Source organism: Psychrilyobacter piezotolerans, assembly GCF_003391055.1.
GTDB lineage: Bacteria > Fusobacteriota > Fusobacteriia > Fusobacteriales > Fusobacteriaceae > Psychrilyobacter > Psychrilyobacter piezotolerans.
In genome coordinates this window covers 1-772 of the sequence record NZ_QUAJ01000078.1, presented here as the reverse complement: position 1 = coordinate 772, position 772 = coordinate 1, and the positions used below count along the sequence as shown (strand labels likewise).

Annotated in this window: 2 tRNA genes and 2 rRNA genes; all 4 read left to right on the top strand. The window is 41.3% G+C overall.

Annotation, left to right across the window (positions count from 1 at the left end):
• Window positions 1–221: ribosomal RNA gene (locus DYH56_RS15725) — 16S ribosomal RNA — on the top strand; the annotation flags it as partial.
• Between the two features lie 87 nt (window positions 222–308).
• Window positions 309–385: transfer RNA gene (locus tag DYH56_RS15720), tRNA-Ile, on the top strand.
• A gap of 4 nt (window positions 386–389) precedes the next feature.
• Window positions 390–465, top strand: a tRNA-Ala gene (locus DYH56_RS15715).
• Between the two features lie 185 nt (window positions 466–650).
• Window positions 651–772: ribosomal RNA gene (locus DYH56_RS15710) — 23S ribosomal RNA — on the top strand; the annotation flags it as partial.

The window sequence follows — 772 nt, the reverse complement described above, 5'->3', positions numbered from 1 at the left end:
ACTGCGTGAAGTTGGAATCGCTAGTAATCGCGAATCAGCAATGTCGCGGTGAATACGTTCTCGGGTCTTGTACACACCGCCCGTCACACCACGAGAGTTGGTTGCACCTAAAGTAGCAGGCCTAACCTTTATGGAGGGATGTTCCTAAGGTGTGATTAGCGATTGGGGTGAAGTCGTAACAAGGTATCCGTACCGGAAGGTGCGGATGGATCACCTCCTTTCTAAGGAGCACTTTATGAGATCATTACGATCTATATAAAGAATATTTACACACTTCTTTCTCTATATGACTTTTATATTCCTTATACACGCCTATAGCTCAGCTGGTTAGAGCGCACGCCTGATAAGCGTGAGGTCGGTGGTTCGAGTCCACTTAGGCGTACCATTTTGGGGATATAGCTCAGTTGGGAGAGCGCCGCACTTGCACTGCGGAGGTCAGCGGTTCGACCCCGCTTATCTCCACCAAAACAACTTGGACATTGAAAACTATATAATAATGAAATAATAAATTAACAATTTTATTAGATCTTCAAGTTATGTGAGAACATAACGATAATTAACGAAGAGTTAGAAATAACTGAACGTAAATTAGATTTCAAAAATTCTAAAAACAAAGAGCAAAAAATATTAAAATTCTATTTTAATTAATAGGTTAAGAAATTAAGGGCGCACGGAGAATGCCTTGGTAGTAAGAGCCGATGAAGGACGTGATAAGCTGCGATAAGCTAAGACAAGCTGCAATTGAGCGTAATAGTCTTAGATTTCCGAATGG